This window comes from Pleomorphomonas carboxyditropha (genome assembly GCF_002770725.1).
GTDB classification, from domain to species: domain Bacteria; phylum Pseudomonadota; class Alphaproteobacteria; order Rhizobiales; family Pleomorphomonadaceae; genus Pleomorphomonas; species Pleomorphomonas carboxyditropha.
In genome coordinates this window covers 73,636-87,141 of the sequence record NZ_NQVN01000013.1, presented here as the reverse complement: position 1 = coordinate 87,141, position 13,506 = coordinate 73,636, and the positions used below count along the sequence as shown (strand labels likewise).

10 protein-coding genes are annotated in these 13,506 nt (G+C 63.3%); 9 read left to right on the top strand and 1 reads right to left on the bottom strand.

Annotation, left to right across the window (positions count from 1 at the left end; genetic code table 11):
• Positions 1–327: 327 nt before the first annotated feature.
• The 5 genes from tal to CJ014_RS17720 all read left to right on the top strand — a co-directional run bounded on the left by tal (position 328) and on the right by CJ014_RS17720 (position 6,210).
• The gene (gene tal, locus CJ014_RS17740) at positions 328–1,287 is read left to right on the top strand and encodes a transaldolase (RefSeq protein ID WP_100081829.1); all 960 of its coding nucleotides are present in this window, start codon (positions 328–330) and stop codon (positions 1,285–1,287) included.
• Between the two features lie 481 nt (positions 1,288–1,768).
• Positions 1,769–3,247 (top strand): sugar ABC transporter ATP-binding protein, encoded by a 1,479-nt coding sequence (locus tag CJ014_RS17735; protein WP_100081828.1) that lies wholly within the window; start codon positions 1,769–1,771, stop codon positions 3,245–3,247.
• 34 nt (positions 3,248–3,281) lie between these two features.
• Positions 3,282–4,283 (top strand): ABC transporter permease, encoded by a 1,002-nt coding sequence (locus CJ014_RS17730; RefSeq protein WP_100081827.1) that lies wholly within the window; start codon positions 3,282–3,284, stop codon positions 4,281–4,283.
• Positions 4,284–4,369: 86 nt separating this feature from the next.
• Complete coding sequence (locus CJ014_RS17725; protein WP_100081826.1) at positions 4,370–5,362, top strand: substrate-binding domain-containing protein; 993 nt, start codon at positions 4,370–4,372, stop codon at positions 5,360–5,362.
• A gap of 77 nt (positions 5,363–5,439) precedes the next feature.
• A complete protein-coding gene (locus CJ014_RS17720; protein ID WP_100081825.1) occupies positions 5,440–6,210 on the top strand; it encodes a GolD/DthD family dehydrogenase in 771 nt (256 codons plus the stop codon).
• Positions 6,211–6,373: 163 nt separating this feature from the next.
• Here the strand turns inward: CJ014_RS17720 and CJ014_RS17715 are convergent, their stop codons facing one another.
• Positions 6,374–6,988, bottom strand: a complete 615-nt coding sequence (locus tag CJ014_RS17715; RefSeq protein WP_100081824.1) for a TetR/AcrR family transcriptional regulator — start codon at positions 6,986–6,988, stop codon at positions 6,374–6,376.
• Between the two features lie 277 nt (positions 6,989–7,265).
• Between CJ014_RS17715 and gltS the strand changes: the two genes are divergently transcribed.
• From gltS to CJ014_RS17695, 4 genes are all read left to right on the top strand, one after another.
• Positions 7,266–8,462 carry a sodium/glutamate symporter gene (gene gltS / locus CJ014_RS17710; protein ID WP_100081823.1) on the top strand — a complete coding sequence of 399 codons (1,197 nt, stop codon included), beginning with the start codon at positions 7,266–7,268 and terminating at the stop codon, positions 8,460–8,462.
• 736 nt (positions 8,463–9,198) lie between these two features.
• On the top strand, positions 9,199–9,981 hold the full coding sequence (locus CJ014_RS17705; protein ID WP_100081822.1) for a mycofactocin-coupled SDR family oxidoreductase: 783 nt from the start codon (positions 9,199–9,201) through the stop codon (positions 9,979–9,981).
• A gap of 193 nt (positions 9,982–10,174) precedes the next feature.
• Positions 10,175–12,688 (top strand): alpha-glucan family phosphorylase, encoded by a 2,514-nt coding sequence (gene glgP, locus CJ014_RS17700; RefSeq protein WP_207765787.1) that lies wholly within the window; start codon positions 10,175–10,177, stop codon positions 12,686–12,688.
• A 376-nt stretch (positions 12,689–13,064) separates the two neighbouring features.
• Positions 13,065–13,301 (top strand): DUF2934 domain-containing protein, encoded by a 237-nt coding sequence (locus CJ014_RS17695; protein WP_100081820.1) that lies wholly within the window; start codon positions 13,065–13,067, stop codon positions 13,299–13,301.
• The last annotated feature ends 205 nt before the right edge of the window (positions 13,302–13,506 follow it).

The following is a 13,506-nucleotide window of genomic DNA, read 5'->3' as shown; positions in this document are numbered from 1 at the left end:
GTTACATCTCGCGCTGCTTTAGGCGGATATCGGCAGGTCGGTGCCGCACCGATGAGGCCGGGTCGTCCGGCCGCTCGCGGTCCATGGACGACCATGCTGGTCGTCGCTCGCGAGAGATCGCCGGTTTTGCGCCCCTGCCGGGCGAGACACATCGGCGATGCCCAGTTTGTATCAATATAACTACATATATGATACATTAATAACATAATGACGTTATATTTTCTTGACTCGGATCGATGGCGTGCTACGTTCGGATCATCCCATTTCCAACGAAGCCTGCGCGGGCGGCGCGGTTGCCGCCGGACGCCGGAAGGAAGGTAAACCGTCATGACCGACAAACTGGCCGGACTTGCCCGTCACACGGTGATCGTCGCCGACACCGGCGACATCGCCCAGATCAAGGCGGTGCGGGCCGAGGACTGCACCACCAATCCCAGCCTCATCCTCAAGGCGGCGAGCAAGCCCGAATATGCCGCGCTGATGGATGACGCCGTCGCCTACGCCGTTGCCCGCGAGCGCGGCGGGGAGGCCCGCCTCGAGCTGGCGCTCGACAAGCTGGCGGTCAATTTCGGCGCCGAGCTGTCCCGCATCGTGCCGGGCTACGTGTCGACCGAAGTGGACGCCCGGCTGTCGTTCGACACGGCCCGCACGGTGAAGCGCGCCGAACGGCTGATCGCCATCTATCGGGAGGCCGGCGTCGATCCGTCGCGCATCCTGATCAAGATCGCCGCCACCTGGGAGGGCGTCAGGGCGGCGGCCGAGCTCAAGGAAAAGGGCATCGCCTGCAACCTGACGCTGATCTTCGCCAAGGCCCAGGCCGCCCTGTGCGGCGCCGCCGGCGTCTTCCTGATCTCGCCCTTCGTCGGGCGCATCACCGACTGGCACAAGGCCCACGGCACCGTCGTCACCTCCGCCGAGGATGATCCGGGCGTCCGTTCGGTCCGGGAGATTTACGACTACTTCCGGGCCTTCGGCTACAAGACGGTGGTGATGGGCGCCTCCTTCCGCAACACAGACCAGATCCTCGGTCTTGCCGGCTGCGATCGCCTGACCATCAGTCCCAACCTCCTGGAGGAATTGCGCGCCGCCGAAGGACCGGTGGAGCGTCATCTCGGCGCCAATCCGCCGTCGCGCGACATCCGGCCGCTCGATCTCGACGAGACCAACTTCCGCTGGCAGCTCAACGAGGATGCCATGGCCACCGAAAAGCTGGCCGAGGGTATCCGCCAGTTCGGCAAGGACACCGAAACCCTGTGCGGGCTGCTGCGCGCCAGGCTGCCGGCCTGAGCCGGTTCCGGGTCGTCCCGCGCCGGTCGCCGATCGCGCGCGGGATCCACGGTCCCGTCTCCCTCGCCGATGTTGTTACGTTTGGGATGGGGCGATGGCTCCATCCCGCCGGCGGCTGCGCATTGGCGGGTAAACCTTCGACCGATGTGAATCCGGAAGAACATATTGTTTTCGCAATCGAAATTATCTTCCTCCTTCTCGGATTCATGCCGCGACGGGTGACCAACACGTCTTGGCCGGATGTGCTCCATCCATCAAATGCAACAATTTCACACTCATTTGGTAGGATAAAAACAGCTACTATTGACATATGTGTTACGGTCGTCATATGATTTGAGCAAAATAACAATAGATCACAGCCCCCGGTGGTGAGGACAGTCCGGGGCTGATGATGGAGGAATGCCGTCGATAAGCCACGTCGCGGCTGCGGCGGCTCGAAGATGCGTCCCGGAGCAAGGGGACGCATGCGGGAGGAGAGCACGTGGAACGTCTTCTTGAGGTCGAGGGGCTGAAGAAGTCCTTCGGCGGCGTGGCAGCTTTGTCCGATGGGCGGCTCGAATTGCGCGCCGGGTCGGTTCACGCGCTGTGCGGCGGCAACGGCGCCGGCAAGTCGACGTTCCTCAAGATCCTGATGGGCATCTACAAGCGCGACGGCGGCGTCATCCGGCGCCGGGGCGTCGAGGTGGATTACGCCAGCCCCGCCGAGGCGCTGGCCGCCGGTATCGCCATCATCGAGCAGGAGCTCAGCCCGGTTCCCCACATGACGGTGGCCGAGAACATCTACCTCGGCCGGGAGCCGTCGCGGCGGTTCGGCGGCATCGACTTCAATTCGATGAACCGGGCGGCGCAGGCCCTCCTCGACGAGCTCGAATTCAACATCCGCGCCACCCGGCGGATGAACGACCTGACGGTGGCCGAGATGCAGCTCGTCGAGATCGCCAAGGCGCTCAGCCACGACGCCGAGGTGATCTTCATGGACGAGCCGACCTCGGCGATCGGCGAGCGGGAGGCGCAGCGGCTGTTCGCCGCCATCCGCCGCCTGCAGGCGCTCGGCCGCGGCGTCGTCTACGTCTCGCACCGCCTGTCGGAAATCTTCGAGATCGCCGACAGCTACACCGCCTTCCGCGACGGCGCCTATGTCGGCAGCGGCCTGCTCGCCGAGGTCAGGCGCCAGGACCTGATCCGCATGATCGTCGGCCGCGAGCTGTCGGAAGAATACGTCAAGACCAACACGCCGAGCGACGCGGTGGGAATCAGGGTCGAGGATCTTTGCCGGCCGGACGCCTTCGAGGCGATTTCCTTCTCCGCCCATAAGGGCGAGATCTTCGCGATCTACGGCCTGATGGGATCGGGGCGCACCGAGATCTTCGAGTGCCTGTTCGGCCTGGAGAAGGCGTCGGCCGGCGCCATCCTCATCGACGACCAACAGGTGACCATCCGCAGGCCGGCCGACGCCATGGCGCTCGGCGTGGCGCTGGTCACCGAGGACCGCAAGTCCACCGGCCTCAACCTGCTCGATTCCGTCCGGGCCAACATCTGCATGGCCAGCCTGCCGACGCTCAGCCCGCTGTTCGTCATGAACCGCGCCGGCGAGGCCGACGCCAGCCGCCGCATGCGCGCCGATTTCCAGATCAAGGCGGCCCGCGACACCATGCCGGTATCCGGCCTGTCGGGCGGCAACCAGCAGAAGGTCGTGCTCGGCAAGTGGTTTCTGCGCAACCCCCGGATTCTGCTGCTGGACGAGCCGACGCGCGGCGTCGACGTCGGCGCCAAGCGCGAGATCTACCGCATCATGTGCGACTTCGCCAATTCCGGCGGCACGGTGGTGATGGTGTCGTCGGAGATCGACGAGGTCCTGGGCATGGCCGACCGGATCATGGTGATGAGGAACGGCAGGAGCGTCGGCACCTTCGATCGCGGCGAGACGGACGCGCAGGCGCTCGTCAACCTGTCGACCTGAGCGGTTCGCACGGCCTCGGCCGCAAGAGGAGAGAATGGTGTCAATGAGCGAGACCCGGTCCAGATGGTTCACCGCCGAGCAGCGGCGGGCCCTCATCCAGGAATACGGCATCTTTCTGGCCTTCCTGATCCTGGCTGTCATTCTCTCGGTGTCCAACGAGTTCTTCCTGACGCCCGGCAACATTTCCAACGTGCTGCTCCAGACGTCGATCAACGGCGTGCTGGCCGTCGGCATGACCTTCGTCATCCTGACCGGCGGCATCGACCTGTCGGTCGGCTCGGTGGTGGCGCTCGCCGGCATCGTCAGCGCCAGCTTCGCCACCACCTCGTCGACCGCCGCCGTCTACGGCGCGCCCTATCCGGTGGTCATTCCGCTCGCGATCGGCGTCCTGGTCGGCGTCGCCTGCGGCGCGCTGTCGGGCCTCATCGTCTCCTATTTCGCGGTTCCCGCCTTCGTCACCACGCTCGGCATGCTGTCGGCGGCGCGCGGCCTGACGCTGATCTACGGCGGCGGCCGTCCCGTGCCGGCGCTGACGCCCGAATTCCGCTGGATCGGCACCGGCCACGTGTTCGGCATTCCCGCCCCGGTGATCATCCTGGCCGTCATCTTCGGGCTGGCCTGGTGGACGCTGACCCGAACCCGTTTCGGCCGCTACATCTACGCCGTCGGCGGCAACGCCCACGCCGCCAAGACCTCGGGCATCGACGTCGTGCGCATCCGCTTCGCCGTCTACGTCATCTCGGCGGGCCTCGCCGGCATCGCCGGCATGCTGCTCAGCGCCCGCACCGGCTCGGCGCTGCCGCAGGCCGGCATCGCCTACGAGCTCGACGCCATCGCCGCGGTGGTCATCGGCGGCACCAGTCTCTCCGGCGGCGTCGGCCGCATCACCGGAACGCTGATCGGCGCCCTGATCATCGGCGTCATGAACAACGGCCTCGATCTGATGGGGATCCAATCCTACTACCAGCAGGTGCTGAAGGGAGCCCTGATCGTCGGCGCCGTCATGCTGGACCAGAAGAGAAGCTACGGCGCCTAGCTCTTTCAGGAGGAGGACGGGGCCGCTCCGGCCGTCCGTCATGTGGTGTGTCGATTGGCGTCATAAGAAAAGGTGGAGGAAACGTCATGAAAAAACTGGCACTTGCTCTCGTCGCCGCTACCGCCCTTCTGGCCGTGCCGGCCACGGCGCAGACGGCGAAGCTCAAGATCGGCGCCGCGCCCTACGGCCTCAACGCCGAGTTCATGCAGATCTGGTCGGCGGCGCTGCAGCAGCACCCGGCCGTCAAGAACGGCGACGTCGAGCTGACGGTGTTCGACGGCCGCTACGACGCCCTGGTCCAGAACGACCAGTTCAAGTCCATGGTGACGCAGAAGTTCGACGCCATCATCTTCGTGCCGATCGACATCGACGCCGGCGCGACCGGCGTACAGACCGCCCATGACGCCGGGATTCCGGTCATCGGCTCCAACACCCGCGTCAATTCCGACCTGCTGTCCGCCTATGTCGGCTCCGACGACACGGTTTCCGGCTACATGGAAGCCAAGATCGTCCTCGACAAGATCGGCTGCAAGGGCAACGTGGTGATCATCGAGGGCCCGATCGGCCAGTCGGCCCAGATCCAGCGCCTCGAGGGCAACAAGAAGGCGCTCGCCGAGTGCCCCGACGTCAAGGTGCTTGAGGACCAGACCGCCAACTGGTCGCGCGCCGAGGCGCAGAAGCTGATGGAGAACTGGCTCACCGCCCATCCGGGCCAGATCCAGGGCGTCATCGGCCAGAACGACGAGATGGCGCTCGGCGCCATCGAGGCGATCAAGGCGGCCGGCAACGACGTCAAGTCCTTCGCCATTGCCGGCATCGACGGCATCACCGACGGCCTGCGCGCCGCCAAGGCCGGCGAGATGACCTCCATCCTGCAGGACGCCACCGCCCAGGCCCAGGGCGCCATGGACCTCGCCATCTTCTACGCCAAGAAGGGCGACTACAAGCCCGAGTCCGACATCTGGGCCAAGTACGGCAAGGACATGCCGTGGAACGACGGCAAGGACAAGGAATACAACGTGCCGTGGACGCCGGTCACCGCCGAGAACGTCGACGCGCTGCTTGCCACGCGCCAGTAATCGGCACGTCCGATCCCTAACCTACCAGCGAGGCGAGGGGCGGACCGCCGCCCCTCGCCTGGAAATCGAGGACAGTCATGACCGAGTCCAGCACCATCGATCTCAGCTTCTCCCTGACCGGCAAGGTCGCGCTCGTCACCGGCGGCGGCTCCGGCATCGGCAGCGCCATCGCCTCCGCCTTCGCCGCCAAGGGAGCGACGGTCGGCGTCATCGACATCGACGAAAAGATCGCCCGGGCCAGGGCCGACACGCTCGGCAGGGACGCGCGGTCCTTCGGCTGCGATGTCTCCAATCCCGACGCCGCCGAACAGGTGATCGCCGATGCCGTGAACGCATTCGGCCGCCTCGACATCATGGTCAACAGCGCTGGAATCGTGCAGCTCGCCCCGGCCGAGGAACTGCCGCGTGACTACTGGCAGCAGACGATTGCCGTCAACCTGTCCGGCACCTTCTACATGTCGCAGGCCGCCGGCAAGGCGATGATCAGGGCCGGCCGGGGCGGCAAGATCATCAACATGGCCTCGCAGGCCGGCACCGTGGCCATCGACCAGCACGTCTCCTACTGCGCGTCGAAGTTCGGCGTCATCGGCCTCAGCAAGGTGCTGGCCGCCGAGTGGGGTAAATACGGCATCAACGTCAACACCCTCTCTCCCACCGTCGTCCTCACCGACCTCGGCAGGAAGGCCTGGGACAATCCCAAGGGCGAGGCGCTGAAGACGCGCATTCCCGTGGGCCGCTTCGCGCTGCCCGAGGAAATCGCCGCCGCCGCCGTGTTCCTGGCGTCGAGCGCCGCCGACATGATCACCGGCGCCGACCTGCTGATCGACGGCGGCTACACCATCGTCTGAGCCCGGCGGCCGCCATTCCGTTGGGCGGGACGTTCGTTTCATCAGGGGCCGGGCGGCCCGCGACGCCCGGCCGTCCAGGCAATCGATACTCGTTTGCCTATGTTGGAACTGCTCACGCGCACCGCGGAGCTTCCGGGGGATTTCGCTGACCTGGATGCCCTGATCAACCGGATGGTCGCATCGAAGGGCTCGTAGACTTCGTGCAGTCGTTGTCCGGCTCGCCATCAAGAAGGCTGGCGATCACGTTTGTGATGATGCGCTCCAGTTCTCCGCCTTCCTCCTCCTGGAGAGCCGCGGCGCCGATCACGTCCCTGAGCACGCCGACACCGCCCAGAAGCGCGGCGATCACCGCCGCCCTTTTTTCGGACACCCCATCATGCTTGCGCATGAGCGGCCCGACAAAGTCCTCCATCATCAGTTCGCGGAGCACGCGCGACGCGTCGGGGCTGGAAAGGGAGCGGATGGCGATATCGAGAGAGCGGATCTCGTCCTTGCCTCTGTCCGTCAGAACGTCTTTCGCCAAGATGGAAGGCAGGTCGCGAGTTTCTCCGACGAACACGCGTTCCGGCTGGAATGTCGCCTTGACGGCTTCGTAGAACAGCTTTTCCTTCGAACCAAAGCAACGGTGAACGTAGGCCATGTCGACTTTGGCGTCCGCCGCGATGTCGCGCAATCCCGTTTCCTCGTAGGAATGCGCGGAAAACCGTAGCATCGCCGCTTTCAGGATTCGCTCCCGCGTCGTGTCATCGGCTTCCGAACGGATGACTCGTTTCGACATTTTCTTCCCTAAACCTATTGACGTCGGCGTGGGTCTATCGGCACATCGCCAGGCAGTCAACGAGTGATGACCGACATTCAGGCCCCAAGGCGCCCGGACATGTCAAAGGCGTAAACTATCCATGCACGACGGGTGAACGCAAATGGCAGCAGCGATGATCGAACCCGTCCCGGAATGGAGCGGACATCATCGAGCAACACCAGCTTGAATGGATTCCACACCGTTTGACCGCTTCGCGGCATTCCCATCCCTTCCACGACAGCGACGACGGGTTCACATGCAGGTAGACGCCTTCCTTTCCTTCACGATCGCCGTGATTCTCCTGATCATCGGCAAGATTCTCTCCATGAATGTCGCGTTCCTTCGCAAATACTCGGTACCGGAGCCGGTGGTGGGCGGTCTCGTCTGCGCGGCGCTCGTCGCCGGAGTTTACGCCATCCTGGGCGAGAAAATCACCTTCGAGCTCGGCATGCGCGACTTCCTGCTTCTGATCTTTTTTGCCGGCATAGGCCTCAAGGCCGATGTCGGCAGCCTGTTGTCGGGCGGCAAGCCGTTGCTGATTCTTCTCCTTCTCGCCATCGTGTTCATGCTGCTCCAGAATGCCATGGGCATGGTCATGGCGTCCTGGTTCGGGCTGGAGGCGAAGGCGGGACTCATGACCGGCTCCATCTCCCTGACGGGCGGTATCGGCACGACGCTCGCCTGGGCCCCGCTATTCACCGATCGCCTCGGCATCGAAAACGCCATGGAACTCGGTGTCGCGAGCAACACCGTGGGATTGATCGCCGCATGCGTGATCGGCGGGCCGATCGCCGCCTTTCTCATGAGCAGGCACCGGATCGCGCCGGCCCATGGCAGCGATCTCGACATCGGCGTCTCGAACGACCGCCCGCAATCCAGGCTGGACTATTTCTGCGTCCTCTGGGCTATTCTAGCCCTGAATATCGCCATTATCCTGGGCTTTGGGATCAGCCAGTTGATCGCGCTCAGCGGCTTTACGGTTCCAACCTTCGTCAGTTGCCTGTTTGCCGGGATTCTGATCAGGAACGTCGTTCCCTATACCCTCAGCGCTGCGATCCAACGCATCTGGCTAGGTGTCGACGACGGACTTGCCCTGGTGTCGGACCTCTCGCTGGGCCTTTTCCTGACGATGGCGCTGATGGGACTGCAGTTGTGGCAGCTCAATGGCGTCTTCACTTTCATCGCCTGCACGTTGGCGATCCAGATCGCCCTGACCGTGATCTATACCGTCACCATCGTTTTCCGCCTCATGGGGCGCGATTACGAGGCGGTGGTGATGTCGGCCGGCTTCGGCGGCATCACGCTGGGCTCGACTGCGACCGCGATCGCCAACATGACGGCGGTCACGCAGCAATACGGAGCGGCGCACCGGGCCTTCATAGTCGTTCCCCTCGTCTGCGGCTTCTTCATCGATATCGTCAACGCTTTCATCATTTCCGCTTTCGTCGGCTGAAGTCGTAACAAGGGCGGCGTTGCCCAGGTTCGATGCTCCGGCAAGCCACGCCACACCCCCCCGCTGGCGAAGGTTCATATCACCGGGTTCCCGGCCGCTATCAATCTTGAAAAAGTTGTCATCAGGTGATGATTCTTGTTGTCATCTACTGATGATTAATCTAGCTTGCCCTCGGAATGAGGAGGAAGGCAGTTTTCTTGGAGCGTCCTCTCCAGTAACATTTCGGTGAAGTGCTGAATTGGACTCCAATGAAGTAGCCGTTGCTTGGAAGAATCCAGTGGGGAATCCCTAATTAGCTCAGAAGTTGGGCTTAGGACATTATCTGTCTTTTGTTCTTGGCTCCGGCTCGAAGGCCATGATGTCATGATCGATTTCTTTGGTCGCCTGCTCGGCCAAGATTGGCAGGAACGACAGCGCCGCATCGATGACTTGCTCGAACGGGCGGGTCTTCCTCCGAAATCGTCGAGACGAACTCTACCACCCCTCTCGAGGAAGCCTTCATCGGTTATCTGCAAGACACGATCGGAGAGCGGCCCCCGTCGGCCTGAAGAACCCCCTCAGGCTGAAAGGACGGATGGAGCGATCACTGCCCAGTCCCCCGCTCCATCCGTCCGCCTTTCCTTTGGCTTCCGGCCCATGTTCGCCTAAGCGCAGCGAGCGGCGCCGGTTCGGGACATTCCTGCGTCAGGCCGGAGCCGGGATGGCGGCTTGGACAAAACGCAAAAGGAGACGTCGGATGAATCGCGTCGGTGGAAAGGTTGCATTCGTGACGGGAGCGGCACGCGGTCTCGGCCGGGCCATCGCCCTGCGGTTGGCCGAGGAGGGGGCCGACCTGCTACTTTCGGACATCCCGGCTGTGGAGCTGGATCTGATTGCGACCTGCCACGCTGTTCGCAAACGCGGCCGGCGCGCGACGCATGCCTTTGCCGACGTTCGGGATCTTGATGCCCTGGAACAATTCGTTCGACAAGGCGTGAATGAGTCCGGCCGTCTCGACGTCGTCGTCGCAAATGCCGGAATCATTACCTGGGGACGGTTCTGGGAAATCGATCCGCAGCGCTGGCGGGACATGATCGATATCAACCTGACCGGAGTCTTCAACACCTTCCGGGCCGCCGCGCCGGCGATGATCGCGGCGGGCAATGGCGGTTCGGTCATCGCGGTCAGCTCGGTGGCCGGCATCAAATCGCTCCCCGGTCAGGCGCATTACAGCGCTGCCAAGCACGGGGTCGTCGGACTGGTCAAATCCGCTGCGATCGAACTCGCCCCCTATCGCATCCGCGTCAATTCCGTTCATCCCTGGGGCATGCGGACGGCGATGAGCGAAGACGATCCCGAGATGCGCAGGCTGTTCGAGGAAAATCCGACTTATGCGACCGCGATGGGGCAGATTCTCCTCGATCCGCCGATTTCGGAGCCGGAAGACGTTGCAAACGCCATCCTGTTCCTCGCCAGCGACGAAGCGCGCACCATCACCGCCGCCCAGATCCCCGTCGATCACGGTGCAACGAAAATCTAGAGCAATTTCAGCAAAGGTGGGAACCGGTTTTGCGTCCGAAATTGCGCCTGATCAAAGAAATGGAGCATTCCCGGCGAACCTGTTTTCGCCGGAAATGCTCTAGCCGAGTTGGCGAGTGTCCGGTTCGCGTTTCCGCGACATGGAGGGTGGACGGATAGGCCCGGCGTAGCGACAGCCCCCAAGGAGAACGGTGTTGATTGAAAGAGCGGAAGATCTTGCGGGATATCTGGCCCTCAATGAAATCGCGCTGGATTTGCGGTGGTCCTGGAACCATCTCTCCGACGCCCTCTGGCAGGAAATCGACGCGGAAACCTGGCAGGCGACCCGCAACCCGGTCGCCGTTCTTCACACGGTGTCCCGCGACAGGCTGAGATGGCTACTGCGGACGACGGATTTCCTGAGCCGGATAACGAAGGTGCAGGAGGAGACGCGGCAGGCCGATGCCGCATCCAGTTGGTACGAGCAGGCATGCGAGGCGAGCCGGCCCAAGGCCATCGCCTATTTCAGCATGGAATTCATGCTGACGGAGGCATTGCCGATCTACTCGGGCGGCTTGGGCAACGTCGCCGGCGATCAGTTGAAAGCGGCGGCCGATCTGGGCGTTCCCGTGATCGGTGTCGGGCTTCTCTACGGGCAGGGTTACTTTCGCCAGGCCATCGATCCGGATGGCAACCAGGAAGCTCTGTACCCCGCAAACGAGCCCGACCAGTTGCCGATCCAGCCGATCCGCACCGACGACGGGGAGTTGCTGCGCCTGCAGATCGATCTCCCCGGCGCTTCCATCTGGATAAGGGCCTGGGAGGTCAGGGTTGGCAGAAACAAGCTCTATCTTCTCGACACCAACGATCCGGCCAATCCCGTGACGTTCAGGAGCGTCACGAGCCAACTCTACGGAGGCGGATCGGAAACCCGCCTCCAACAGGAAATCGTTCTGGGCATCTGCGGTTGGCAGCTTCTCAAAAAACTCGGGATCGAACCTGAAGTCTGCCATCTCAACGAAGGACATGCCGCCTTCGCCGCCATCGAGCGCGCGCGCTGCTTCCAGGTCGAGAGAGGTATACCTTTCGACGAGGCTCTCGCGGTCACCCGCGCCGGCAACATCTTCACCACGCATACCGCGGTCGAGGCCGGTTTCGATCTTTTCCAGCCGAGCCTGATACGGAAGTATTTCCGCACTTATGTGGAAAAATTCCTCGGAACGACGATGGAGAAATTTCTGGCGCTCGGCCGGCAGAGCGCCGAAAATCCCCTCGAACCGTTCAACATGGCCTACCTGGCGGTACGTGCGAGCGGGGCCGTCAACGGCGTGAGCGCCTTGCATGGAGCGGTCAGCCGCAAACTCTTCCAGCCCCTTTTTCCCCGGTGGCCCCAACGCGAGGTACCGGTCGGCCACGTTACGAACGGAATCCACGCCCCCACCTGGGATTCACCCGGCTCGGACGAGCTCTGGACCGAGCTTTGCGGGAAGGACCGATGGCGGGGAAATCTCGATCGGTTGGGAGAAAACATCCGGAAGGCCGGCGTGTCCCGCCTCTGGCAGGTGCGCTGCGAGGCCCGGAAAACCTTGTGCGAGGAAGTCCGCAAGCACTATCTCGTCCAAAGGGTTCAGGACGGCGATATCGAGATCGACCCGGAGGAAATCCGGGATGTCTTCGATCCGAACGCACTGACGCTCGGCTTCGCGCGGCGCTTCGCCACCTACAAGCGTCCCGCGCTTCTCCTGAGTGATCCCGAGCGGCTGGCCCGCATTCTGACCAGCAGGGAGCGGCCGGTTCAACTGGTCCTGGCGGGCAAGGCGCATCCGCAGGATCGGGGCGGCCAGGATCTCATCCGGCTGTGGCACGGTTTCGCCAGGAAACCCGAATTACGAACGCGGCTCATTTTCCTGCGCGACTACAACATGCGGCAGGCCGAATGGCTCGTGCAGGGAGTCGATGTGTGGATCAACACGCCGAGGCGTCCGTGGGAGGCAAGCGGCACGAGCGGCATGAAGATTCTCGTCAATGGCGGGTTGAATCTGTCCGAGCTGGACGGTTGGTGGCAGGAGGCGTTCGGCCCGGAAGTCGGGTGGGCGCTCGGCGACGGCCAGGAGCACGGCGACGACCCGGCGATCGACGCCGCGGAGGCGGCGGAACTCTATCGGCTTCTCGAAGAGGAGATCATCCCGGAGTTCTATGACCGGCAAGCGGATGGCGTGCCGGGCAGATGGATCGGAAGGGTCCGGGAAAGCATGGCGCGCCTGACGCCGCGCTTCTCGGCCAATCGAAACGTGCGCGACTATACTCAAGGATTTTATCTTCCCGCCGCCCAAGCCTACGAAGAACGGGTGACGGCGCTGAACGACCCTGCCACGGACATGAACATGTGGAGAAAGCGCTGGCGCGATCATGGCGCGTCGATCCACTTCGGGGCCGTCCAGGTCGAGCAGCGGGACCAATCGCATCTCTTTTCGATCGAGGTCTACCTCGGTCAGCTTTCCCCGGCCGATCTCGCGGTGGAGATCTATGCGGACGGCATCGGCGAGGAAGCGCCATTCGTCGGGAAAGCCCGGCGGCAAGGTGCCGATTCCAATCCGGACGGCTATTGCCGATACGCATGCACGGTGCCGGCGGACAGACCCGCGACGGACTACACGCCGCGTCTGGTTCCCCATCATCCGCTAGCCCGGGTCCCGCTGGATCTGGCGACCATCGTCTGGCCGGGGTGAACCGGAACAACGGCGTGGCCGTGTCGGTTTCCGGGAGGACGGTTGCCAACCGCGTCGCCACCCAAGGAGAGGAGGAGGCAATGAACAGGCCCAGGACAAGACCGGACGACACCGGCGAGGAGGACCCGTCACCGAGGCTAACCTCGAAGGACATGGCGCGTATTTCCCAAATGACGGGAAAGGTTGGGAGATCGCATCGTGGCGGACATCGGGGAGATGAAGACGCCGCTACGGCCTTTCGCCCTTGGGCGATGCCCACGGACGAGCGAAACCGGCGGTGACGCCGATAGCCGGTGAGAGCGGAGGCGCCGGCTATTGACCCGACTGATCCGCGACAGCCGCAACGACGATCCACACACTTGAGGAAGAAGATCAAATGCCGAACATCGATGAGACCTGGGTTCGCAATCGCGCACATGAACTATGGGAAAAAGAAGGTTGCCCGGAGGGAAAAGAACTCGACCACTGGTTTCAGGCCATGGACGAATATCTGTCGCTGGTCGAGAGAGACGAGGAGAGCCCGCCCGGTGATCCTATCGTGGCGCAGAATACCGATAATGGAGAGGCGCCCGTAAAGAGACGGCCCAGATCGTCGGGAAAAGCAACGGAATAGCAAAACGGCGTTTCCAGGCGTGAGGGGAGGGCCGTTGCGCAAACAAAAGGACTGGAGCGGCGGCCCGGGCCATGTCCGGGCGCCCGACGCTCGAGGAGATGCGGCGATTCGAAGCACGTCCCCGACGAGGAAGCGTAGGTAGATCCGCGGGAATGTCGAAATTCCATAACGGCTACCCAGGGGAGAATTGTGCCGCCATTGATCA

Bases quoted from the DNA above. Each gene is read 5' to 3' on its own strand.
- tal (WP_100081829.1), top strand. From the start codon at position 328: ATGACCGACAAACTGGCCGGACTTGCCCGTCACACGGTGATCGTCGCC.
- CJ014_RS17730 (WP_100081827.1), top strand. From the start codon at position 3,282: ATGGTGTCAATGAGCGAGACCCGGTCCAGATGGTTCACCGCCGAGCAG.
- CJ014_RS17725 (WP_100081826.1), top strand. From the start codon at position 4,370: ATGAAAAAACTGGCACTTGCTCTCGTCGCCGCTACCGCCCTTCTGGCC.
- CJ014_RS17720 (WP_100081825.1), top strand. From the start codon at position 5,440: ATGACCGAGTCCAGCACCATCGATCTCAGCTTCTCCCTGACCGGCAAG.
- CJ014_RS17715 (WP_100081824.1), bottom strand. From the start codon at position 6,988: ATGTCGAAACGAGTCATCCGTTCGGAAGCCGATGACACGACGCGGGAG.
- gltS (WP_100081823.1), top strand. From the start codon at position 7,266: ATGCAGGTAGACGCCTTCCTTTCCTTCACGATCGCCGTGATTCTCCTG.
- CJ014_RS17705 (WP_100081822.1), top strand. From the start codon at position 9,199: ATGAATCGCGTCGGTGGAAAGGTTGCATTCGTGACGGGAGCGGCACGC.
- CJ014_RS17695 (WP_100081820.1), top strand. From the start codon at position 13,065: ATGCCGAACATCGATGAGACCTGGGTTCGCAATCGCGCACATGAACTA.